The 24,488-nt window shown below is 29.9% G+C and carries 25 protein-coding genes and 2 pseudogenes; 5 read left to right on the top strand and 22 right to left on the bottom strand.

Annotated features, from left to right (window positions below):
* Window positions 1-150 precede the first annotated feature (150 nt).
* Window positions 151-624 (bottom strand): nitroreductase family protein, encoded by a 474-nt coding sequence (locus CDLVIII_RS16730; protein WP_242835752.1) that lies wholly within the window; start codon window positions 622-624, stop codon window positions 151-153.
* A 349-nt stretch (window positions 625-973) separates the two neighbouring features.
* On the opposite strand from CDLVIII_RS16730, the gene CDLVIII_RS16725 reads away from it, so the two are divergent.
* A complete protein-coding gene (locus CDLVIII_RS16725; RefSeq protein ID WP_009170628.1) occupies window positions 974-1,198 on the top strand; it encodes a DUF1659 domain-containing protein in 225 nt (74 codons plus the stop codon).
* Between the two features lie 129 nt (window positions 1,199-1,327).
* A complete protein-coding gene (locus tag CDLVIII_RS16720; RefSeq protein WP_009170627.1) occupies window positions 1,328-1,546 on the top strand; it encodes a DUF2922 domain-containing protein in 219 nt (72 codons plus the stop codon).
* Between the two features lie 150 nt (window positions 1,547-1,696).
* Here CDLVIII_RS16720 and CDLVIII_RS16715 read toward each other — a convergent pair whose 3' ends face one another.
* The 12 genes from CDLVIII_RS16715 to CDLVIII_RS16660 all read right to left on the bottom strand — a co-directional run bounded on the left by CDLVIII_RS16715 (window position 1,697) and on the right by CDLVIII_RS16660 (window position 11,785).
* Window positions 1,697-2,026 (bottom strand): hypothetical protein, encoded by a 330-nt coding sequence (locus CDLVIII_RS16715; protein ID WP_009170626.1) that lies wholly within the window; start codon window positions 2,024-2,026, stop codon window positions 1,697-1,699.
* Between the two features lie 95 nt (window positions 2,027-2,121).
* Window positions 2,122-2,517, bottom strand: coding sequence for a hypothetical protein (locus CDLVIII_RS16710; protein ID WP_009170625.1), 396 nt, complete (start codon window positions 2,515-2,517; stop codon window positions 2,122-2,124).
* Window positions 2,518-2,610: 93 nt separating this feature from the next.
* Window positions 2,611-3,222, bottom strand: a complete 612-nt coding sequence (locus tag CDLVIII_RS16705; protein ID WP_009170624.1) for a hypothetical protein — start codon at window positions 3,220-3,222, stop codon at window positions 2,611-2,613.
* A 129-nt stretch (window positions 3,223-3,351) separates the two neighbouring features.
* Complete coding sequence (locus CDLVIII_RS16700) at window positions 3,352-4,305, bottom strand: adenosine deaminase (protein ID WP_009170623.1); 954 nt, start codon at window positions 4,303-4,305, stop codon at window positions 3,352-3,354.
* Window positions 4,306-4,393: 88 nt separating this feature from the next.
* Entirely contained in the window at window positions 4,394-4,780 is a 387-nt protein-coding gene (locus CDLVIII_RS16695; protein ID WP_009170622.1) for a hypothetical protein, read from the bottom strand.
* Window positions 4,781-4,812: 32 nt separating this feature from the next.
* Window positions 4,813-5,514 (bottom strand): hypothetical protein, encoded by a 702-nt coding sequence (locus CDLVIII_RS16690; RefSeq protein WP_009170621.1) that lies wholly within the window; start codon window positions 5,512-5,514, stop codon window positions 4,813-4,815.
* 89 nt (window positions 5,515-5,603) lie between these two features.
* The gene (locus tag CDLVIII_RS16685) at window positions 5,604-5,900 is read right to left on the bottom strand and encodes a hypothetical protein (protein ID WP_009170620.1); all 297 of its coding nucleotides are present in this window, start codon (window positions 5,898-5,900) and stop codon (window positions 5,604-5,606) included.
* Between the two features lie 507 nt (window positions 5,901-6,407).
* The gene (locus tag CDLVIII_RS16680; protein ID WP_009170619.1) at window positions 6,408-7,823 is read right to left on the bottom strand and encodes a family 43 glycosylhydrolase; all 1,416 of its coding nucleotides are present in this window, start codon (window positions 7,821-7,823) and stop codon (window positions 6,408-6,410) included.
* Between the two features lie 71 nt (window positions 7,824-7,894).
* Window positions 7,895-8,632 carry a GNAT family N-acetyltransferase gene (locus CDLVIII_RS16675; protein ID WP_009170618.1) on the bottom strand — a complete coding sequence of 246 codons (738 nt, stop codon included), beginning with the start codon at window positions 8,630-8,632 and terminating at the stop codon, window positions 7,895-7,897.
* 354 nt (window positions 8,633-8,986) lie between these two features.
* The gene (locus CDLVIII_RS16670; RefSeq protein WP_009170617.1) at window positions 8,987-9,475 is read right to left on the bottom strand and encodes a hypothetical protein; all 489 of its coding nucleotides are present in this window, start codon (window positions 9,473-9,475) and stop codon (window positions 8,987-8,989) included.
* Between the two features lie 520 nt (window positions 9,476-9,995).
* Window positions 9,996-11,309, bottom strand: coding sequence for a replicative DNA helicase (dnaB, locus tag CDLVIII_RS16665; RefSeq protein ID WP_009170616.1), 1,314 nt, complete (start codon window positions 11,307-11,309; stop codon window positions 9,996-9,998).
* An 11-nt stretch (window positions 11,310-11,320) separates the two neighbouring features.
* Window positions 11,321-11,785 (bottom strand): DnaD domain protein, encoded by a 465-nt coding sequence (locus tag CDLVIII_RS16660; RefSeq protein WP_009170615.1) that lies wholly within the window; start codon window positions 11,783-11,785, stop codon window positions 11,321-11,323.
* A gap of 129 nt (window positions 11,786-11,914) precedes the next feature.
* Between CDLVIII_RS16660 and CDLVIII_RS16655 the strand changes: the two genes are divergently transcribed.
* Window positions 11,915-12,373 (top strand): helix-turn-helix domain-containing protein, encoded by a 459-nt coding sequence (locus CDLVIII_RS16655; protein WP_009170614.1) that lies wholly within the window; start codon window positions 11,915-11,917, stop codon window positions 12,371-12,373.
* Window positions 12,374-12,414: 41 nt separating this feature from the next.
* Window positions 12,415-12,858, top strand: a complete 444-nt coding sequence (locus tag CDLVIII_RS16650) for an ImmA/IrrE family metallo-endopeptidase (protein ID WP_009170613.1) — start codon at window positions 12,415-12,417, stop codon at window positions 12,856-12,858.
* A gap of 147 nt (window positions 12,859-13,005) precedes the next feature.
* Here the strand turns inward: CDLVIII_RS16650 and CDLVIII_RS16645 are convergent, their stop codons facing one another.
* Complete coding sequence (locus CDLVIII_RS16645) at window positions 13,006-14,049, bottom strand: Fic family protein (RefSeq protein ID WP_009170612.1); 1,044 nt, start codon at window positions 14,047-14,049, stop codon at window positions 13,006-13,008.
* Window positions 14,050-14,432: 383 nt separating this feature from the next.
* The gene (locus CDLVIII_RS16640) at window positions 14,433-15,677 is read right to left on the bottom strand and encodes an ammonium transporter (RefSeq protein WP_009170611.1); all 1,245 of its coding nucleotides are present in this window, start codon (window positions 15,675-15,677) and stop codon (window positions 14,433-14,435) included.
* 291 nt (window positions 15,678-15,968) lie between these two features.
* Between CDLVIII_RS16640 and CDLVIII_RS32105 the strand changes: the two are divergent.
* A pseudogene (locus CDLVIII_RS32105) lies at window positions 15,969-16,112 on the top strand (cation transporter); the annotation flags it as partial.
* Window positions 16,113-16,125: 13 nt separating this feature from the next.
* On the opposite strand, the gene CDLVIII_RS16635 reads toward CDLVIII_RS32105, so the two are convergent.
* From CDLVIII_RS16635 to CDLVIII_RS16600, 7 genes and pseudogenes are all read right to left on the bottom strand, one after another.
* Window positions 16,126-16,734 (bottom strand): hypothetical protein, encoded by a 609-nt coding sequence (locus tag CDLVIII_RS16635; protein WP_009170610.1) that lies wholly within the window; start codon window positions 16,732-16,734, stop codon window positions 16,126-16,128.
* 1,144 nt (window positions 16,735-17,878) lie between these two features.
* Entirely contained in the window at window positions 17,879-18,397 is a 519-nt protein-coding gene (locus CDLVIII_RS16625; protein WP_009170608.1) for an isoprenylcysteine carboxylmethyltransferase family protein, read from the bottom strand.
* A 122-nt stretch (window positions 18,398-18,519) separates the two neighbouring features.
* Window positions 18,520-18,729, bottom strand: a pseudogene (locus CDLVIII_RS16620) (IS1595 family transposase); the annotation flags it as partial.
* Window positions 18,730-18,968: 239 nt separating this feature from the next.
* Window positions 18,969-20,288 carry an SEC-C metal-binding domain-containing protein gene (locus tag CDLVIII_RS16615; RefSeq protein WP_009170606.1) on the bottom strand — a complete coding sequence of 440 codons (1,320 nt, stop codon included), beginning with the start codon at window positions 20,286-20,288 and terminating at the stop codon, window positions 18,969-18,971.
* A gap of 124 nt (window positions 20,289-20,412) precedes the next feature.
* Window positions 20,413-20,808, bottom strand: coding sequence for a hypothetical protein (locus tag CDLVIII_RS16610; protein ID WP_009170605.1), 396 nt, complete (start codon window positions 20,806-20,808; stop codon window positions 20,413-20,415).
* Between the two features lie 342 nt (window positions 20,809-21,150).
* A complete protein-coding gene (locus CDLVIII_RS16605) occupies window positions 21,151-23,601 on the bottom strand; it encodes a flavocytochrome c (RefSeq protein WP_242835751.1) in 2,451 nt (816 codons plus the stop codon).
* Window positions 23,589-24,188 (bottom strand): NADPH-dependent FMN reductase, encoded by a 600-nt coding sequence (locus tag CDLVIII_RS16600; protein ID WP_009170603.1) that lies wholly within the window; start codon window positions 24,186-24,188, stop codon window positions 23,589-23,591. Before CDLVIII_RS16600 ends, CDLVIII_RS16605 begins: the two co-directional genes overlap by 13 nt.
* Between the last annotated feature and the right edge of the window lie 300 nt (window positions 24,189-24,488).

The raw sequence follows: 24,488 nt of genomic DNA, 5'->3' as shown, positions 1-24,488 counted from the left end.
TATTTATATTATAACAACATTTATAATAGTTTCATATATAATGGGAATATTGTTCTTCAATAACACTATATTAATCTATAGTAGTTTTTAGCCTGCAGCTGTTCCAGGCCAGTTTATATACCAAAGGCCATTCTTTGTTATAATTTAATTTTATCTATCTACAAAACGCATTATTTCTTCAGTATCTTTTCTTAGAGTTTGCGATGCATGTTCTCCATCTTCATAACCATAAACTATAAGTGCAGCTACTGTTTCTTCTTCTGGTAAATTTACTATTTTTGATATTGATTTTTCATCTATAACTCCCATTATACATGTACCAACACCTTTTGCATGTGCTGCTAAACAGAATGTTTGACATGCAATACCTGCATCAAATACTTCCCAAACATTAGCTTTTGATGTTACATATGCCTCATTTATCTTACCGCTTTTCCCTTGAACAAAACTTAACACTGCAACACCTTTTGCATTTTTTAAAGTATCTATATTATAAACAAATCCATTAACGCCCTCATTTGCAAGCTCTTTAATTATTGCTTCATCATCAACTAATGTATATCTAGCTATTTGATAGTTTACCCATGATGGAGCCCATTTGGCTATATCAACTATTTCTTTCATAGTTTCTCTATCTACTTTTCATTTTTAATTTTCTTACGCTTCTTCTTTCCTTTATCATTGTTATTGCTTCCATTTTAAGTACCTTCTTTCTTTAAAATCTACTAACTATTTATTTTATTTAAATAGTTTATAGAACATTTTTCAGCTTCTACGCGTTTTACAAAGTCTTCCGTTAGAAAATACATCTAAATATTAACATTATTTTAGATAATTGAATACTCTCTTTCTACATGCTAAATAGATTATATACTACTTACTTTCTTTTTTATTATATTTTTTATGAAAATAGGCAATCTTTCAATTCTGTACATATATCCTCTATGAAAACAAAATAAAGGAGGTAAAAACCATGCCTGTAACTAAAGTTCTTAACTCTGCTTCACTTAGTATTGAAGTGCAAAAAGATGTTGATAAGGCCGGCGATCCAATTTATGCCAAAAAGACTTTTTCAAGTGTAAGAATTGATGCTGATGCTCAAAATGTCTATGAAGTTGCTGAAGCTATCAAATTAGTTTTGGATGCTAACACTAGAGATTTCTTCATAACTGAATCTTCTACTTTAATTAATGCTTAAGCAGATAAGTGAGATAAGTGAGAGTCCAAATCTATGATTTGATAATGATCGCTTACTCTGTGAGTACTCCTACAACGGTAGGAATAGGAGTTTCCTTAACTCTAAACTGAATGAAAGGAGGTAAATTAAATGGAATATACTTTATCTATGACTTTTTTAACTGAAGCTGGTGAAAAGAGTACGTTAAGTATTTCTGGTGTTAAATCCACTCTTACTAAAGACGAAGTAAATACACTTATGGACACAATCATAAGTAAGAATATCTTTCTAACTAATTCTGGAGATTTAGTTAAAAAATCAGGTGCTCAATTGACTCAAAGAGAAGTTACTAAATATGAAGTAGCTTAATATTGAGTTAGAAAAATAAAGTCTTATCCAAAATCAAAATTGGATAAGACTTTATTTTTTGGCTGTGTTTTAATATAATATTGAAATATAGTCTAAAAAATTATAGATAGAATTGTCCACCTATAATGCTTACTTTAAGAATGTTATGCATTAACTATTTTTATCTAATCTACAAGCCCGTAGCCTATTTACTTTCTTTTGGGTTTCTGAATCTAATTGATTAAATGCAATTTCTCTAATATCTTGCTCTGATGAATTTATATCACTACATTCTTTAATTCCTGCAAACTGTTCTCCCAAAATAGTCTTTAAATTAGAAATGATTTGCTCATTCTTTCCAATATACTGAACAATTATATTTCCCTTTTTATAGAAGTGAGGATATGAAATCCAACTAACACTTTTTGTTTTTTGTTCCCCCCATGGTTCAGTAAGTGTATATCCAAATCCAAATATAAAAGCCCCTAATGTTTTTTTCATATACTATTCCTCACAATACTTATTTCCGTTAATAATTTCTTCGCATAATTTACTATTACGTTAATTAAAAAATATGACTAACCTTTGTATATACATTACCTTAGTATAAATTCAACTGCTTCTGAATAATTTTCTACTTTTTTCACAACAAAATACTTCTCAAATTCTTTCGTCCACATATCCATTTCTTCTTCTATTTCTTTAACTTCATTCATTATAAACACAACATATTTACAATCCGTTTTTGCAATTCCTGGAAGTAAAAAAGAAAATCCCCATTCAACATCTGCTTTATCATCTTCAAATCCACTTCTTGCATCAACCACAAAATTGCTATTAGGATATTGTTTCATTAGATCTAACGCAAACAGTGTTGGTTTTCTATAATCATCTAAGCAGCAGAATTTCTTCCAAGTTAGAAATACTATATTCTCCTTCTCAATGTATTTTACATTACAAAATTCTGAATCAAATTCTATTTTACTATTCATTATTAACCTCCAGATTATATAAATGATTTTACTTCGTAGTTAATTATAGTGACGTAGCAGCTTCAAATTTTATCTTTATAGAAATGGTTTCCATTATTCCATGGAAGTAATATCATATCTTATTTCTACTACTCTATTTTCCACATTCCAAAATTCAATTGTTACATTTCTTTCATAGTCTACATATCCAATTACTGGCGACCAAGGCATTTGTTCCTCAGTTCTTTTATAATAGTTAGTCCCATAAGCATTAATTACATCATCAACTGAACTGCCTAACCCGATACCTTTAATTGTCTTTATATTACTTTTGACATCACTATTAATAACAACTCTAATAATTTGTCTCTGCTTATTTGTAGCAATTTCTAAACCATCACTTAGTTTATAGTAGTCAAATAAAGCATTATCAATTCTTTTAAGGTTTGTACCATACTTTTGTACAAATTCCTTACTATCAATACTCTCATACATTGAAATACCATCTATGTTCTCGTGGCTAAGGGATGTTGTTTTGGTAAACATAAAACTACTTGACCTCTGTAAATATTTATAAGCACCCAATACAGTACAACCTATTAATAGCAAGATAATAATGATACTTTTACATACTTTCTTTATTGTGAACTTTTTCTTTATGAATTCTACAATAAGAACTGTGACCGCTAACAAAGAGATACTTATCATAATTCCACTAATACTCATAGCTACTCCTCCTTATTTATACGGCATAATTTTATTCCTCTCATATATCAATAATTATCAATTTAATCTCCACTCAATTGGAATTTATCATTCAGGTACATATGGAAATTTAAGACTGTTCCTTAGTTCTCACTTACTTAACCCATTTACCCGTATGCTGTCAAGCTCTTCTGCTAACAATACATGGTTTTTATATAATCTTAGATATTCCTTTGAAACATCACTATCAAAAATTAATATATCATCAGAATTAATAGTTACATCTACTCCTGCTCTATATAATTCTTTAATTGGATGCTCACATATAGATATTACACGACCTAGTTTCTCATTACTTGTAGGCGTTATATTTAATCTTATTTTATTATCTATTAAATACTGTATAACTTTACCTGATTCCACAGCCGAAATTCCATGTTGAATTTCATCAAGCCCTAATATTTCAACACCTTTTTTTATATCATCAGCATTTCCCCACTCACCAATATGTGCCTTTAATCTTAGTCCATTATCCTTAGCCTTTATATATATAGGTTCAAAATTTTCTATTGGTTGTGCTAATTCATCTCCATATAAATCAATTGAATAAAATTCTTTTCTTCCCCAAAAATTTTCTAAACAATCTAATAAATAATCAATGGAACAATGTCTAGAAAGACCTATTTGTAGTCTTAACTCTGTTTCTGGTGCAAATCTCTTATTTGATTCCGAAAAAGTATTAATAAGCTCTTCAATATCATTATTAAAAAACTCTCCTAATCCCCAGACATCTTCTCCGATTTCAAGTATTTTAATTCCATCTAAATTAGCTTGTACAAACGTAGCATCAATTTGTAGCTTTCTCATCTCCCTATTATTGAATCTCTCACCTAAATATATGCTATTCCATTTATGCATATCATCCATAGATTTCAATATACCTTTATAATATGGTATTTCTATTTCTGTAACTTCTCTAATGTATTCTCGATTTCCACCAAGTGCAAAATGATTATGTAAATCAGCCTTTGGAATCCCCCTTAAAGCTTTTATATCTTCTTTTTCAAGTGCATCTATGAATTCATTTGAAAATCTGTCCTTCATTCCATCACCTTTTACCTTCTATAACTTTATAATTTATAGTACTCAATATTAAATTGAAATTTGGGATCATATTACTCCAAAAGTCGCACTAAACAAATAAGCACCATCTAATGCCATATTTATCAATAAAATCTGCCATAAGTGCACTGAATTCACATGGTGCAAGAGGCACTAAAATTTTAGCATCAGTTTTTAAAATTTCATATGCTTTCCGCACCTTTTCTTCGTTACCTTCTCCATAATGTAAACAAAACTGCATTACGTTACCAGTAACCGTTTCCTCACCAATTATGGCATATTCTGAATTTCGTTCTGCCACAGCTAAAATTTCCCCTTGAATATCAAGTTCTGAATGAAAAAATGTTCCATCTTCATTTGGATAACTGCTAATGAGAACAGCATCAAAAGCCTTTTGGTAAAGAGCAACCGCCTCATCACTTCTTGTAACATATGCTTGCATCATTGATCTTTTCATAATAATTCCTTCCTTTATTGCATATAAATTTTTTAATTTAATTCACCCATTTGATATTCATCTAACTTGCCTTTAAAAAGGGATTCCCCTTTTTCATTAAACAATATATATTCAAATGCTTTTGAGCTATAACCTGAATATTGGCTTTCTTTATCAAATTTTATTACTTCATTTACATTTAAAGTTTTTTCTTTATTTTGAGGTACTGTAAACTCATTTGTTAATGTAATATACTCTTTACTTATATCCTCTTTTACTAAAAACGGTGCCTTAACTTTTATCTGAAATTTTTGTGCATTGTTACTACAATTTACTATATGCATTAATCCTTTTACAATAAGCTTATCTTTATCACCATAAAATTCTACAGAAGTATTCTCTCTATCAAGATATATGGAATTTAAATCATTAGAAAATCCTTTATATATTTGAATACAATGCACCCATACTGCAGAAAAAATATTCATTAGAACAATTGTTATAATAATTCTTCTAAATGAGGTGCTAATTAAGAAGTTTTCTCTAATTTCATTAAAACTTTTTAAACAATAGTATAATCCTACTATAATTATAAATCCAGCATAAGAAAACCTCCAACTATCACCTCTTATTGGAGCAAATATCCTTTCAACAAAAGATTCTGGCACATTATTACTGTTTCCCATTAATATAAATAGTATTATTATTCCCAAGCAACTAAGTATTCCCTTTTTCATTTTAAATAGCTTTTCCAAATTCTCACCCCTAATAACACAAATAATTATAATAAAACAAAAATTACTTCTAGACTATTTAGCCATTCCTTCAATGCTTCTATTAATTGTTAATCATGACCATTACGATTTAATTTTACTGGCAATGCCCAAACAAAAATAGCTGTTGCTGGTCCAATAACAAAAAAGCTCTCAATCAAAAATCGGTATTCTTTTGTAATATTTAAATTATCTATAATTAAAGAACCAACAATATTAAATAAAAAAGCAATTAGAACAAGTCCAATTCTTCTGCTTATTTTACCACTTATGAATTTTTCTATATCCAATTTTAAGCCAACATTGAAACATATTAAAAAAGATACTATAAACGTTACATTTGCCACAAAATAAAAATAACCTTTCATAAAAAGATTCTCCTTAAATAAATAAAAAAATTTTCTAACATTATATGTTAATTATAACATATTTTAAAAAAATAATTTAATTTTACTACATGTATAGTATTTTTTTGTATATTAAATAAAGACATTCGGAATTTCATCCCTGCTTATCCTTTGAGGTTCAGTTTATAAATAATCTTCGGGTCACACTTTTTTAAAATTTTATGGTACCAACCTAAAATTTGAATATCTGATTTTAAATTTCACATAATGATATTATTCACATTTGTTGTTTTACTTATATCTTAAGGGGGTATACTATGAGCGTTGAAGTTCAATGCGGGATAGATAAGACCGGCAATGCAATTTACAGTAAAAAAATAGAAGCTTATCTTAAGATGAGCTTCTATTTTTTGTGTTTTTAATGAATTCTTAAAAAGCAATTAAGACCAATTTATATTAATATAATATCTTCCGCTATATCTTAAGTACAGCTGAAATTAGGAGATGACATTCCTCCACTTATACTTATTATTCTAAAGCAAAGGATGCAAGACTTGCGCTTCCATCACCTGTAAAGGTAATATATATTGCTTCAATTCCATCAGGGATTACAATATCAGATGAATATTCTTTCCACACATTTGAAAATCCAATTGATATTTTTCCAAGAGATGGACCGTTCCATGATGTTTTTACTTCAAAGTCACCTTTTGCATATCCACGGGCTTTAATTTTAACTTTCCTTATGTCCTTGCAATCAAAATATTTAAAACCGGCAGTCGCAGACTCCTTCATATTAGCAATATATCCAATTTCTTCATCGCCGTCTTTTCCATCCTGAGTTATCTTTGGAAACTGATTATTCATCCATGATGCTGTAAAATCAGTATAAACAGATTCTTCCATGCAGAACAAATTGCATGCAAGATAAGCTGGATATTCTCCATGTCCCTTTAGCGGCCCATCATTCGAACCGCATGAAGTCATTTCCACCTGCGGAATTATTCCACTCGGTAAAATTTCAATTTTCTCCATGCACCCCTGTCTGCTGAAATTGGTTCCGTTAGTGTGTCTATGATAGAAAATATACCATTGTCCATTAATTTCAATTATACTTCCATGATTGTTGCCACCATAAAACATTGGTTTTTCAGCCGGCTTATAAGAGCTGATATGAAGATCATTATTACTTATAATTACTCCTCCGTATTTAAAGTCCTTCGTTGGATGTTTACTGGTAGCATAGCATAATTCGTGCATTGATATAGAGGAATATACAAAATAGTACGTATCTCCATTCTTTCTAATTGATGGAGCTTCAAAAAATTCGAAACCTTCAAAGCCTGAGCCTTTACTATAAGGTTCACTTGGCACGATAATTACAGGTTCTTCAATAATTGTCAACATATCTGGGCCAAGTACTGTAGCCATAGCTCCACTTCTAGATTTATCCCCTCCTGCACAAAAACCTGTATACAGATAGGTTCTGTCTCCCTCTCTAAGTACTCCAGGGTCAAATTGAGGCTCATCCCACTCCCTATTTCCAAGATATGTTCCGTCAGAATAATGAACATATCCATAAAATTCATATTTGCCTGCTGGTGTATTACATACAGCAACAGAAACGATAGAACGCTTACTGTCAACATAGTATAAATAATATCTGCCGTCTTGTCCTACTGCAACATCCGGAGCGTATAGACAACTATCACGGTCTTCATTATTTTCAACATCGGTAGCTTTTAAAATAACACCTTCATAACGCCAATCCGCAAGGTTGTCCACCGGTGCAGACCAACACACATAGTCATTTAAACAATATGCATATCCGTTAAAACGATCATGAGATCCATATATATAGACTCTGTCGCCAAAAACATAAGGTTCTCCGTCAGGGATATATTCCCACGATGGAAGATAAGGATTAAAGCCTTGTTTATTCATTTTTTCTCTCCTTTAATGCGGCAAATTTATCAGGCATATGTAGAATGCCTAAACCCGTTGATTTTGCTATTTTATAATTCCAAATTCTTAACATAAATATTATAAGGCGAACTACCATCAAGTATATTACCATATGTATCAATCCAATATGGTACGTAACCACTGCGATTAGCCACCATCTGAGAACCAATATTAGTTATTGAAGCAGAGTAAAAAGGAACTATCCCTTGTTTAATAATATCTAATGTTAAGTCAGCTACTAACTTTGTTCCGAGACCACCTTTGCGATGTTCAGATTTCACATCTACTCCTATTTCCCATAATTTTTGTGTTTCTTCCCCTGCCCCTGCCAACCCAACAATTTCATCATCTTTTTTAGCTAAAAATACAATCTTTGTTGAGGTATTGCCATTACAATCAAAAGCTATTGAATTATCAAAACCTTCAATACCCCTCAACTTATAAATATCATTACCTTGCAATAATTCATATGTATACTCCTCAAGAAGTGCTACTTTCTGAATCTTTTTAACATCTGGAATATAATGTATTGTTTGTCCATATATAAATGGAAACTCAAATATCTCATCCCTGCTTTTATTACTTAATGCTGATTTAACCTTTGAATGAATAGATTTAGAAGTATTTACAATTACACATTTATTAAATGCCATAATTTTAATATATGGTGATTTACTTAAACTATTTATAGTAAAAGCAGTATTGTCTTCTTCCAATACTGATAAACTGGCAAAAAACTGTTCCGCTAAATATTTCTTAATTATACTATCTACAAATGATCTCTCCATAAAATGTAATCTCCTAAATAAAATCAATTAATTTGCTTTATTTGCATGAATTTGCTTTTATATACGCATCATCCAATAAATCATATTTGTACTTATCATATTTTGCTAAGATTTCTGATGTCTTATCTGTGTTTTTCTAGTTGATTAAATTTTATTATTCGATTCATCCTGATGCTAAATTTCATTAATTTTCATAAAGCTCAAATTACTACTATTAAACATGTAATTGTATACAATAATACTATATTTTCCAATTTTAATCAATATAGTTTGAAAAAGATAAAGTTGTTAATAACTTTTACTTCTACTTCGTCATATAAGAAGATGTGAACTTACCTAATATTAAATGTAATTTTATCTTTCTATTATTATACAATTATGATGTACATATTTTTCATTCCGAGAATCGTACATTTGTTTCAAATGGTGTATAGAAACTTCTTCATAATTACATATATTAGGTTGAATACTTTGCTTATCATCAAGCCATATTAACCAAAGTTCTAATTGATGTCCTTCACTAATATTTTCTTTTAGATATTTTAATAATTGTTTTGCTCTTAATTCCGAATACTCAAAATCTAATGTATAAATGAATGGTTTATGAGTATACCATCTTACATTTTTCTCAAAGTCAGTACCTTTTGTAATAACCAGTTCATCTAAATCACTTTCTTTTTCAAAGAACAATATCTTATCATCTGGGTTCATTTTCTCCCAAGGCATACATTTATGTGCTTCTATTCCCAATTCAATAGCTTCTTGCACAGTAATAATTCTTTCCTTTGAATTTTTCACTTCTGGTATTTCATAATCAGTTGCTATAAACGAATAAATACTCATATAATCACATCCTAAATATAATTTGTGGTATGTTAACCTAATTCATGATTATTTACTATTACCTTTTAGTTAACATCATAACCAACTCTTACTATTGCTTGAGTGGTAATGATTTACTATTAAGTATAATTTAACATACATATTATACCATGATTAAATTACACAAATATATATTGATACCAATATCTAACAGATTCTTAAACAAAGAACAACTTAAACTCTCGCAAAAAATAAGCATGTCCTAATAGTTCTGGACATGCTTTTATTTTTACACTATACAGATATCATCTAATTCTTTACAATATTAAACAGCACTCATCTTATACTTTCCTCATCAATTATCAATAGTAAGGCACAATCAAATAAATAACAAGTCCATTTGCCAGCCTATTTCCCATCATACTACGGCAGCAAATTGACCTAATAAGCCCACTATGATGGCAATTTGCTTTCTTGCCTGATGAAAAATATCCATGTCAACTTTGGACTTGTTATTTATTTTCATGTGCCTAATGTGATTTTAGTAATAAACCAAATCCCCTATCTTCTGATATCTATCTACATATGCAAATTTTAAAGTTCCAGTTCTTCCATTACGCTGCTTGCTTATGATCCATTCAATTATTCCTTTATCTTCTGACTCTAGATTATAATAATCATCTCTGTACATAAACATTACTAAATCTGCATCCTGTTCAATATTTCCGGATTCCCTCAAGTCTGAAAGCATAGGTCTTTTATTTGCTCTTTGTTCAACTGCTCTTGATAATTGACATAGGAGGATTACATTTACATCTAGCTCTTTTGCTAAACCTTTCAAGCCCTTTGTAACTTCACCTATTGCCAAATCTCTAGTTCCTCTTTCTGGAATATTCATTAAAGTTAAATGATCTATTATTATTACATCTAATCCATGAGCTTGCTTTATGGCTTTTGCTTTTGCCTTTATTTGAAGTAATCCTTGGTTTGAACTGCAATCTGTAAATACTTTATTTCTCTTAGCTAATTCATTAGATATTAATGTAATTTTTAAAAAATCATCATCGCTTAATTTCCCAAATCTTAGTTTTTCGGCTTCAATATTTGCATTGTAAGACAATCTTCTTATTCCAAGGGATTCCTCTGTCATTTCTAATTCTGATAAATACACAGTGTAACCATTTTTGCCTAGTCCATCCATTATATTTAATGCAGTTAATGTTTTACCCATAGATGGCCTGCCAGCTATTATGACTAATTCTCCTTTTTTAAGTCCTCCAGTTCTCTTATCAAAAGCAGTAAATCCGGTTTGCATTCCAGGTATTTCCCCACCCTTTTGATACCTTTTTTCTATTTCTGTCAATGTCTTAACCATAAGGTCACTATCACTGAATATTGAACTTTTATTTTTCATATCATTTGCAAGATTTTCTGACATTTTACTTATAACATCTGTAGGCGCTGAATTCTCATCATACATACATTGCATAACTCTTGATAATTCTTTAATAGCTTTTCTTCTATAGGACTTGTCCTTTAAAATTTTTATATACTCTTTTGCTTTTATTGGCAGCCCACCTATAGCTATATCAGTTATATAGGTTATTCCTCCAGCATTTTTAAGATTATCTATGCCTATCTCATTTACTAAAAGTGTTATATCAATATCTTTTCCTTCAGCAAATAGCTTGCATATAGCAGCATAAATAATTTGATGTGTTGTTTTATAAAAATCTTCTACTTTAACTTCATTAATCACTTCAGTCAATATTTTATTATTATAGAATATCCCACTTAATATCTCCTGTTCACACCTAATATCATTTGGAAGTGTTTGTATATGGTCTAGGTTCATGCTACCCCTCCTTAATTATCTAGGACGCTGTCTCCAAAATCTTTATAGGCACCAGCATTTGCTCTTTGCAGTGCTGCTTTCTTATCTCTTCCATCTGCTTTCCAATTTTGTAATATAGCCAATAAATATTTATAATTTATCTTTCCTCTTTTCATTGATTCTGTGGCTGCATCTATCAGCCATTTAGCTGAATATACTTTAATATCTGCTGCTATAAATTCCATAAGCTTAGGCGACATGATAAATCCACATTTCTCAAAATGTTTAAATACTTCATTGTTAGAATGGACAACTACTGGCAGGCTTTTTATATTATCCCTAACTAAACTGCTCTTATCTCTCTCTAAATTACTCTTATCTATACTAATCTCATCTAATCTCATCTGAGTATCCGTTTTGTATACAGATTGAATACAACTTTCTGAAGCCTTAATTTTCCCCAGTGTATAAGCTTTATTTTCTTTTAATGACAGCATAGATTTTTCTTCCCTATAAACAGTTTCCTTATATCTGTCTTTTTGAATAATGAAGGAAATCCTTTCGGATTTTCAAATGTGCATTGTAAATTACAATATATATATAAGTTAAATATTGGAGTGAATAATATGAGTAGTACTCTTAATGAACGAATTAAAGAAAGAAGATTGTTATTAGGATATAATCAACCAGAACTAGCTAAAATAATGAATGTCAGCAAGCAAACTGTTTCTAACTGGGAAAACGGAAATAGAACCCCTGATGCTGAAACACTCTCTAAGCTAAGTGATTTATTTTCAGCATCCGTTGATTATCTTTTAGGAAAAACAGATATAGTAACACCTCCTACTGTTGATGGATTAGATTTAGAATTAACTAAAAAAGATGAGAAAGATATAGAAAAAACTTTAAATAAAACTCTTGAAATGTTAGAAAAGCAAGACGGTCTAATGCTCTCAGGAGAACTTATAGACGAAGATGACTTTGAATTAATTAAAGCAGCTATTCAAAATGGGCTTGAGTATGCTAAAAAGGTAAATAAAAAGAAATTCACGCCTAATAAATATAAGGCACAATCAAAAAAATAAAATTATGATGATGGTAATGGTCAATAATTGGGGGTATTTATTTGAATAAAATTATAGATAAAAAAGTCACCCAGCTAAAGAAGAAATATCATACGAAAAACCCATTTGAACTTTGTGAATGTCTTGGAATAAAAATTTTATATGAGAATCTTGGTAAAAATATAAATGGATTTTTTCAAGCTGCTCCTCGTAATAAAATAATTCACATTAATATCAATTTAGATGAATCTTCAAGATACTTCACATGTTCACATGAATTAGGACACGCTCTCTTTCATAGCAAACTTAACATATTGTTTTTAGAGAAAAATACTTTTGTCATTAAAAACAAACTGGAAAATGAAGCTGACTATTTTTCAGCTAATTTAGCTATTGATGAAAACGATTTTAGAAGTGATAATTTCGAAAGTATGACTGTTGAGCAAATAGCCGCACATCTCCATGTACCAATAGAATTATTGAGACTAAAATTCAAATTTAAATAACTGGGAGAATTTTTGAATTTGAGATTGAATAACTTGATTTGATAATTAACAACAACCCGCAAAAATCCAAACTTTAGATTTTGCGGGTTTCATGAGATGATTAGGCTAAATTTTGATACAATTTAACTAGCTAGTCAAGATTTTTTATTATGATTTTTTCCATTTAGCATTTCTTCCTTTGCCTATAACTTCTATCTTTCCTCCAACTTTCATCCTCTCAAACACTCTATTTATAGTAGCTTCTCCTACATCAGGGCATATAGTTCTTATTTCATCCTTCGTAAAATACCCTAACTTTCCTTCTATAGCCATTTCTATTCTGTCACTCTTACTACCCTTAGTATTTTCAATACAACCTACTCTGTCCTCTAATTCCTTATATGCTTTTATGGTAACTCCAAGAAAGTACTCAAGCCATATTTGCAAATTATTTTTTCCATCATGCCATAGCATAGATGCTTTATTCAGTGCCTCATAATAAGTTTCTTTACTATCCTCAATAATTTTTTCTAAACTAATAAATCTTCCAACTTCAAAGCCACTTTGGTACAAAAGTAAAAGTGTTAATAATCTAGACATTCTTCCATTTCCATCATTAAAAGGATGGATACAAAGAAAATCTAATATAAATGCCCCTATTAAAACTAATGGCTCTACTTCTTCTTTTGCAATTTCCTTTCTATATTCTTCGCAAAGTCTCTCCATATAGTTTGGAGTACTAAAGGAATCTACAGGCTTAAATCTTATGTATTTGGTTCCATTAGGTAATATTTCTTCAATTACATTATCAGTATTTTTATAGTTTCCTCCCTTTGCTGATGAAAATTTGTACAAATCTCTATGTAGTTGTAATAACACAGATGATTTTATAGGTATAGCATCAAAAGCACTATGAATAGTATTTAATACATCTCTATACCCAGCTATCTCACTTTCACTTCTATCTCTTGGTTCTATTTTATTATCCATTATTTCACGTAATCTTTTATTTGAAGTATAAATACCTTCTATTCTATTAGATGATTCCGCACTTTGTATAATTGCCACATCTTTAAGTGTATTTAATATTTGAGGTGATTGCTTTTTATACAAATCTTGCTTCCCTTTATATTCATTTATAGTAGTTAACATTCTAACTATGCTCATAGGTAATGTTAAGTTATTCAATTTATTATTTTCAAAAGAAATCATTATCTAGTCTCCCTCAATCATATTATATTTTATTATTATCATTTTATCATAAATATAATCATTTTTTCCTAAATGATTATATTTTTTGTTAATATAATATATCAAAATCAAGATAAATCTTATCATTTAAAAGTGAATAATAAGGTTTATCTTAATAAAAATAGCCAAAGAAGTTGAGCAAAGATTAGAATACTGTGAAAAAAATATAAAAGTAGTAATAAAAACCCACGACCACCTGTAAGCAAACTATTTAAGCCACATACAAATGGTCGTGGGTTTCATGGTGGCGGCAAAGCACGACCTTTGAAATCCACCATAGAATTTTTTAATTCTATTTTTTAATATTATACTTTCTCCATTTTATGCATTCATGCATTATATTCCTAGTCTAATCCGTTAAATGCTGGATAAGCAGATTCCCCATGTTCAGCTACATCAAGTCCATCAGCTTCTTCTGAGCTATCAACTCTAATATCCATAAACATTTTCATAACTTTTATAATTAAGAAAGTCATGCCACCTGCAAATATTATTGTTATTACAATACTCATTATTTGTGCAATGAAAAGTTTAACATCTCCATAGAAAAGACCATTCCATTGTGCTACAGGATTAATTGCAGTTTGTCCAAAAATTCCAGTTGCAATACCACCCCAAATTCCTCCGATTCCATGACATCCAAAAGCATCAAGTGCATCATCATATCCAAACTTAACTTTTACTTTTTCCACAAAGAAGAAATAAATTGGAGATACTGCTATACCAATTATAATTGATGACCAAAGTGGAACAAACCCTGCTCCTGGTGTAATTGCAACTAACCCTAATACTGCTCCTGTTGCTGCTCCAAGTAATGTTGGCTTACCATGTTTAACTTTTTCAATTAACATCCATGAAAGCATAGCTGCTGATGCTGCAGTATTTGTTGTCATGAATGCATGTACAGCAAGTGGACCAGCTCCGAGCGCACTACCTGCATTAAATCCAAACCATCCAAACCAAAGTAATGCTACTCCAAGAACTACAAATGGAATATTATGTGGTCTATATGACATCATTCCATGTCCACGTCTCTTACCTAACATAATACAAGCTACAAGGCCTGAAATACCTGAGCTTATATGAACTACATTTCCTCCAGCAAAATCAACGGCACCTAAAGAACTTATTAATCCACCAGCTCCCCATACCATATGTGCCATTGGATAATATACTAAAAGTGACCATATAGCTACAAATATGAACAATGCTGAAAACTTCATTCTTTCTACTAAAGCTCCAGTTATAAGCGCTGGAGTAATTATTGCAAACATCATTTGAAATGCAGCAAAAAGTTCTTGAGGTATTGTAGGTGCATATGCTGAAGGCTCTGCTCCTACCCCATTAAAACCTAAGAAATTAAGTCCACCTATTATCCCATGAAAATCATTACCAAAAGACAATGAATAACCTACTAAAACCCACATTATTGATGCTAATCCACAAATAAAGAAGGAAGACATCAATGTATTTAAAACATTTTTCCTACGAACCATTCCACCATAAAAAAATGCAAGTCCTGGTGTCATTAAAAGTACAAGTGCTGAACAAATCAACATAAAACTGCTATCGCCTAAATTAATTTCCATATAAAATCCTCCTTAGTATATTAAATCTCAAAACAAAATTTCAGCTATTTATGTATAAGTTTTTTTAATTTTTGAATTCTTTTTCTCAACTAATTATAATGTCCTATTTTTTTGTATAAAAAAACGACGTCCGAAAAATATACTTTTTTAAGTATGTTTGTCGAACATCGTCGTTCTTATTTCATAGTATATTATTTTCACGGAATTTTGTCAATATTTTTTACATTTAAAAATACAAATGATTATTTTATTATCATAATGATGCTTAAATCCTCCAGCAATCTATAAAACATTGAATACATTTCTGGCCTAATAGTTTCCTTTTTAGTTTTACTAGTTGGAATTGAATTTATTAAATCTTCTTATGAAAAAATAAGAAATCCATCAGCAATTAATTTTCAATGGACTTCTGTAATAATTTTATTATTATCTATTTGATGGTTCATAATTATAATTTTTTAACCTTGAATTTATCCTTGTCATTTATTATTTTAATATTTAAATTATTTAATAATTTATCCAAACTTTTTATTTGATTAATATATTTTTTATTATTTTTTTCAATTACCTTTTTTATCATTTTAATTATAGCTTCTTTTTCTTCAGCTTCTAATTTAATTCTTTGACATATATATTCTCTGTTAATGTGAATTAATGTAGTCCAAATTTGTTCTTCTACTATGTTGTTAATATTCATCATAACCCAAGTGAAATCTTTTCTTCTATCTTTTACAGGGTATGCCTCCTTAAAGAATTTTATAAAGGCATCTTCTTCTTTAGGCTCCTTTTCAACTACATATTTGCCAAACTGATTTTTTAATTCATTTTGAAGATACATAACAGTATTCGGTTTAACTTTATCTGACATCTTCTCAATATTATCATAGATAAAATTATAAGTATCTTGAATCTTTTCTGGGTCAGCCTCACCCTTTTTTAGTATCTTAGCAATATCAATATATTCTAAAATGTTCTTCTTACAATTTAATTCTTTCTTATATAACTTTTCCCATATTTCTTCTGCATTTAAATTTTCTAAGCTTAAGTTTTCTTCCATGCTTACACTCCTTGGTATCTTTTAAGATACTATGTATTAAAATAATTGTACTCGTAAAAATATTTGTAATAAATTATTATTCAGGTACGCGATAATTTTATCACAATAAAATAAAAGGAGCAATTATAATGAATAATATCTTGAAATTTTATTTTTTCTTTAAGAATCACTTAACTTTTAAAATTAAATATTAGTGGCTCTTCATTAAGATTGACGTTATTAAATCCTACATGCAAAAAATCTGTAAAATGAAATTTTAGAAATTACTTTTATAAGATTCCTACTCATAACTTCAACACTTTTTGATGGTCGTGCCAAATTATCCGCCATCCTTTCTTGAAAATTCGTTTAGAATTTATCATTTATTATTTAGCCTAGTATTTTTTTCTTTGATAGTATTTATCACTTCATTACATAGGATCATCAAAGCACTAATAATACTTAGTACAACTACTCCAATATATAAAAACCTATTGTAAATAAAATTTTCTATAATAGGTAGTAATATTAGAAAGTAAATTATAATTAATGGATAAATTAACTTTCTAAATTTTCGAGTCTCTATAAACTCTGACATACTACCAATAATTAAAAATATTGAAAGTATTGTCTCCATTTTTACAGATAATCTCACATTAAAAAGTATAGTTATAAACCCAATTATGCCAGCAATAAATATAAGTTTGTTTATTATCATCGTTACTAGTTTTAATTTCATTAATATCATCCCTCATTCTAAAGCATTAGTATATATATAATTGAGTTATTTTACTTTATGTCAAAATGATATTCTTATTGTAAAATTTCATTTATGGTATAAAAAAACACATCATTCATTTAGAATAATGTGTTTTTAGGGATTGAATTTAAGAATATTGCATTCTAAACTAGCTACAAGCCCATTTAAGCATATGGCAAGAGTCACTTCTCTCCCCATATTCTCATTGCATATAAAACATTGTCGAAATCTTTTTCCTTTTCTGTTAGGATATGTTTTAATATAATGTTGAAATATAGCCTTAAAAAATTATAGGTGGATTGTCCACCTATAATGCTCAATGTTGGAACTTATTACATTGCAATTATTCTCCTTGGTGAATAATCACAAACCATAACTTGAATAATAGAGTTATAGCATAACTGTCTAAATATAACGTCTCACTTTATTCATATATTTTATATATTCTTCTCCGAATTTCTTAATACACCATCTTTCTTCTGAAAGAATAATCCAGTGTGCGGCTACTTGAAAACAGATTAATAACGCAAGTAATATCAAGGAATGTGTTAGCAATGCACACCCTAAAAAATAAATAAAATATGCAATGTACATAGGATTGCGGGATACTCGGTATAATCCATTTAAATTTATTCCATTCATTTTAGGCTTAGCATAATTTACTATAGATACAGCATATAAAATAATTCCTAAACTATATACTCCTAAACCTATGTAAAACCAATCAGAGTCAGTTTTGATTTTGAGTAATAATAGGTATAGTAAAATAAGGACGGTTGTAATTTGATAAACCCAGAATGCTACTTTTTCTCTTCCGATTAATGGAGCAAAGAAACCTGCACGTTTAAGTGATTCTTTGTCTATTATACTTAAAATCCCATACCTAATAAGTATTAGTGGTATTACTGTCAAAAATGCATTCATTTTACCCTCCCTTTTAGTTTTTTGCTCTATAACATTTCTATTTTAGTTATTCGTCTTTTCTAACTATTGTTCATTAGATTATAGTCCTGTATAATACTTATTATAACATAATTTACAAAATATCACACATACATTGGTTCTCTATTTTTTAAATCTTTTACTTTGGTATATGAATATACCACATTGCTTTGAACTATAAAGTTTTTAGCCTTTATTATTTCTTTATCTGTATCAAATATTTGAAGCCATTTGAACCACTTAATATAGTTGTTGATATATTTTGTTGCAACACCATTAAACCTATTCATCCATTTCTTTAAATTACTGTGTAGAGAGGTAATTCTACCTTTACATGCTAATTCCATGATTAATCTAAAGATTATTTAACTTAACTTTATTCTTCCACTATTAAGCTAGATATCCCGAAGATTTAAATTTTCACCAGTGGATATGTTTCAAGGCAAAATAAAATTAATAAGGAACCGTCAAAAAAATAACTAATATACTTGTACATTTTGTATACTTAACTTGTTATTTTATTTCTGGTTCCTTAATTAAAGTAATCTAATAATTATTCTAATAAATAAATAACCTTCTCATCTTCACCGCAACACTTTTTATATTTTTTCCCACTACCACATGGACAAGGATCATTTCTTTTTATATCCTTATTTGCCTTTAAGCTAACTACATTTGATTTAATATCATTAGTGGTTGAACCCTTATATCTCCATAACCTAATTTTCTTAACAAATTTATTCATCATACTAGATGCAACGTATCTGGCTTCTTCATTTTCAATATTAATTAATTCTATCATTTTATCTACTGCATCTTTAGGTTCATTTTCTTGAACATCAAAAATCAAGTCTTCCATCATAGCTATTAACATGTCTCTATCTACCCTAAACATATTAGTAAACTCTTTATAAAAAGTTTTTCCTGCTTTACTATTATAAACCCAATTTTCTTCTAACATATTTAATAATTCTTCTTTTGAAATCATGGCATAACTTAAATCTTTTTCTGTATCTATATCCTTTAATAGTTCACCAAAATTATCTATTTCATTATTAACAATAAACATTCCTTCTTCTCTATATTCATTGTAGTAATATGTTGCCTCTCTAATTAACTCTTCTAATTCACAATTTTCTATATTCAAATATCTTTCTATTATCTCTTTAGCATCTTTTAGTTTTAAAATACCATATACTTTATTCATTGCCCTAAAGATATTTACAATTTCACTATTGAATTTTATTAAACGTCTATATTCAATATTATTTCTTTCTTTGATTAATCCTTGTACTATTTCAGGCATTAAAAATATCGATATCCCATCTTTTACAATTGGAAAGAGCATTCCTTGCTGTATAAAATATACGCTCTTATCTGCTTCCTCTTCATCAATATCATCAAAAAGTTTTACACCTTTGCTATCCACATAACTTCTTAAAATCTTATATCTTTCTTCTTCAAAGAGTAAAGCTCTTTTTTCAACCAAATTCTTATATTCTTTAAGTAATGTTTCAATCAATTTTTCTTTATTTAAACCTGATATCTTATTTACTCCAAGATTTCTTGCTATATTATATATTTCATCTTTAGATAAACAATTTATTAATTCATTTAAATCAAAAGAATAAACTCTTTTGCTTAGCTTTTTCTCTATTTTATCAGCAAGTTTATCTAACCCATCTTCTATGCTCCTGCAATCCTCACATAGCCAACCATTATTTTCATCACTAAAATAACTTGCTTGTTCTCCACAGTTTTTGCATTTATTATTTTCTTTTTCCTCTTCATTGCACTTTTTCATCTCAATGCATTTACCTGTATTTTCTTTTCCATTTTTTATTTGTTTATTATAATCATTCTTTTTCTTCAAATAATTCTATCTCCCCTGTATATAAAATAAAGCTAATTCTTAAGTACAAATTTGATTTTATATATAAATTAAATTTAAGTCAACAGGTGCTGCCGCAACAGATTCTAAGCTGCTACTTTATTATTCAAGATTTTTTACATATTATCTCGTAATTTCCTTCAAATTTATCTCCTTCTATAAAAAGCTCATATATGTCGGTTTTCTCTATTTTTATATCCTTTTCTCCCTTTTCCCCTGGATCAAACTCATAAATTAAGTTTCCTTGAGAATCAACAAATCTTAGCGATAATTTTCCATCTTTAATAGTTGATTTATAATTAAATCGTATAATATCTCCTTGATTAAAAGTAGTTGTATAAGGAATTTTTGAAGAATCTGTCCATTCTCTATTTGTACTCATACGCCTAGTTATTGATGTTGTTTTATTATTTTCTTTTATAACTGTGTAACATGATAATAATGTAATTAATCCAAAAAGTATAATGCATACAAAAGATTTTTGATAAGAATTTAATTTCATGATATCCTCCTTTATTAAAATATTGTGATAAAAATATGATCAGTTTTAAAGAATTATGTATTAGTTTCTTAATAAATCATAGATATTCTACAATCATATAAATACCATGCCATCTTTTCTTCTAAAAATCTTATTTTTACCGGCTATATTCTAATAATAAACATAACTTTTAAAGAATACCTTGTTATATTTCAAAGGATTTTCTAAAGATTAGTTAACTTTATTCTTTCACTGATCCCGAAGGTTTAAATTTTCACCAGTGGATATGTTTGAAAGCCAAAAAATCATCTATTGATAAAATTCATTTTATCAATAGATGATTTATTATTGGGTTAAGATTAACTATTTCATTTCATCAATTGCAGTTTTACCAGCAATTCTTCCGAAGGTAAATATATCAGTTAATGCATTACCGCCAAGACGGTTACCTGCATGGATACCTCCAGCAACTTCTCCAGCAGCATAAAGATTTTTAATTGGTTTATCATTTTCATCTAATACATGAGCTTTAGTGTCTATCTTAAGCCCACCCATTGTATGATGAACTGCTGGCTTTCTTGGAGTAGCATAAAACGGTGCTTTCTCTACTTTTAAGCTAAATGTATCCTTATGGAATTCAGGATCAAAACCAGCATCCACATATGAATTATATTTATTAATAGTGTCTACAAGAACTGCAGGATCCATTCCAACTTTTACTGCTAGCTCTTCTAGGGTATCTGCTCTAAATAAAGTACCAGCTTCTACTTGACGGTCTAGCTTTTCTTGACTTGTATTAGCTGCAGTTTTCTTTATTTCATCATCAGCAATAAGGTAGAATAAACCACCCTGTTCAATTGCAGCTTTTGTTAATACATCTCTTCCAGAGAATTCATTAATAAATCTTTTTCCTTCTTTATTTACCATTACAAAGTTTTCAGGAGGTACTTGAACTCCACTGAATAATTCACCAGTTTCAGGATCAGCTACAGGCATCATTTGAGTAAAGCCCATTCCTGTAAGTGCTGCACCTACAGTTTTACCAAGTACTATTCCATCACCAGTCATAGCATATGAATTTGTAGTTTTTATATCATCAGCTATTTCATTCCAGTAAGTGTTATATTCTTTCAGCATCTTTGTGTTTGCACCAAAACCACCACTTGCAAGGACTACTGCTTTTGCATGAACAGTTATCTTTTGGCCATTGACACCAGTTGCTATAACTCCTTTTATTTCACCATCTTCTATGATAAATTCTTTTACCGGACTATCAGTAATGATTTTTCCTGAGTTATCTTGTACATATTTTGTTAGTGCAAGTATAAATGATGAACCATGGCTTTTTGTAGGCTTATGACCACGACGCCAAAGTGCACCAACTGGAGCAAATACTATGCTCTTATCATACTCAACCCCTATATCTTCTAGCCATTTAACACTTTCTAAAGCTCTGTCTGTAAGTATCTTTACTAGGTCATATTGGCCGTATATTGTGTTACCATTAAGGTCAGTTCTTTTACCACCAAAATATGTTTGCATTCTGTGAAGTAATGGCGAATCAAACAGATGTCCTTTTTGTGTTTCAAACTTTTTCTTGTACTCTGAAAACTCTTTTCTAAGTGCACGGAAATCATCTATGTATTCTGGATGAATTAAGCTCTCATCTGTATCTAGTAGTTCTTCAATTGTATGTCTTTCTCCTTTATTTTCTTCAAACTGCATCTGCCACTCTGGATCTGCAGCATTGACAGGACCACCTGAACGTATGGTATTTCCACCTACTGCTGGGTATTTTTCAAGAACAATAGCACTTTTGCCATTTTGCAGCGCTGTTGCAGCTGCACTTAATCCAGCGCCGCCTCCGCCTACAACTACTACATCACAAGTATATTCTTCGTCTTCTTTTATAAGACTGCTAGCAGGCTTTGGACGTCTCTTAAGTATGTCAGGGTTAACTCCTGCAAGCTTAACTGCTTTAGCTACACCGTCTAATACAGCATTACTAGTTTCGGAAGCACCAGAAAGAGCATCAACATTTAATGTCTGTCCTTCAATTATTTTATCTGGTATTCTTACAAAAACTACATCTGCAAGTCCTTCTGTCTCGCCATCTGTATTTATATCTATACTTTCTATTCTGTCTTCACTAAAGGATACTTTCATTGGAAGGCTTCCGCTGTGACCTATTGCATCTACCTCATATACTCCTGGGTTAAAGGTAAACTCTTCTTCTTCGTTAAGTTGATTTGAAATATTTGCAAAACGCATAAAACGTAGGAAGCATATTTCTAAGAAGTCTATAGTTCTTTCATTGTTTAGATTACCTTCCTCATCAAATGCTTTATTTGCACTTCCAAGTAAAAACTCATATCCTGGCATTACATTTGCATCAACACCTGGTGCATCTAGGATTTGACGAAGATGTAGTTGTGCACGAGAAGAACCTTGACTATCAAGAGAAGCACCAAGGATCATTACTGGTTTGCCAGCAAGTGGATGAAGATCAAAGCTTAGCCATTCAATTAAGCTTTTAAGACTAGATGGGATTGAGTGATTATACTCAGGAGTAGCTATAATAACACCATCACTTGCTGTAATCTTATTATTGAACATCTGTATAACTTCACTTGAGGACTGATTATCAGATTGATTAAACATAGGAACATCTGTAATCTCAAGTATTTCTATTTCTGCCTTCGACTCAAAGTATTTTTTCATAAACTGAAGTAGTTTACGATTATATGATCTTTTTGCACTAGTTCCAACAATTGCTATAAATTTCATTGATATTAATCCTCCTACTCTTGCCATGTGAATTTTTTAACTTTTTTATGTAAAACTTTTTCTGCTAAAAGTTTTGATGTAATATCTGTAAATAAAAGAAACTCTCTAAAAATTTCATCAAGTTCTGATAGCTTATCTGAATAGATAAGATTTCCTTCGCTATCAAATGCCCCTTGTGATTTTCCTAAAAGGAATTCACTGCTTGGCATGATTCTAGCAGCAAGCTCAGGTGAATCAAGTATTTGTCTAAGATGTGCCTGTGCACGAGAAGAACCAAGTGTACCAAGAGAAGCCCCCACTATTAAAACAGGCTTGTCAGTAAGTGCCTGACTAGTGTAACTAATCCATTCAAGAGCACTCTTTAAAACCGCAGGTATGGCATGATCATACTCTGGAGTTGCTATTATTACTCCATTTGCTTTTAAAATTTTATCTGATAATTCTGCTACCTTTTCAGGAACATCAGAATCCTCTGGTTCATTAAAGGCAGGTAAATCCTTAATTTCATATAGTTCTATCTCTGCCTCACTCGAAAAATGCTTTTGCATAAATTGAAGCAGCATACGATTAGTTGACACGTCTGAGTTAGTGCCTACAATTGCTAAATACTTCATAGTAATCCCCTTTCTGTATTTCAAAATTTCATAATATTAGTAATTGTTTGATATAATTTTAACATGTTAAGTATATTATATCTAATAGTTATTTATTGAAGTTTGATAACATATTTGTTATAATCGAACACAAGAATCAAGTGAAACTTGATTCAGGTGGAGTTTGATCTCCATCTGAATCTTAGTTGAACTTATACCCTCAAGGGGTACCTCGTCTAGGGTCGTGCCACTGTTATCCCCGTTTAAAGAAGTGGGGGTATTACAGTGGCTAGACATCAGATAAATGAGTTAAGGCACTAT

Origin of the sequence: Clostridium sp. DL-VIII (assembly GCF_000230835.1) — a bacterium.
Classification (GTDB): domain Bacteria; phylum Bacillota; class Clostridia; order Clostridiales; family Clostridiaceae; genus Clostridium.
Note: the sequence above shows the minus strand (reverse complement) of the source record. Positions and strands in the feature narration are given on the sequence as shown.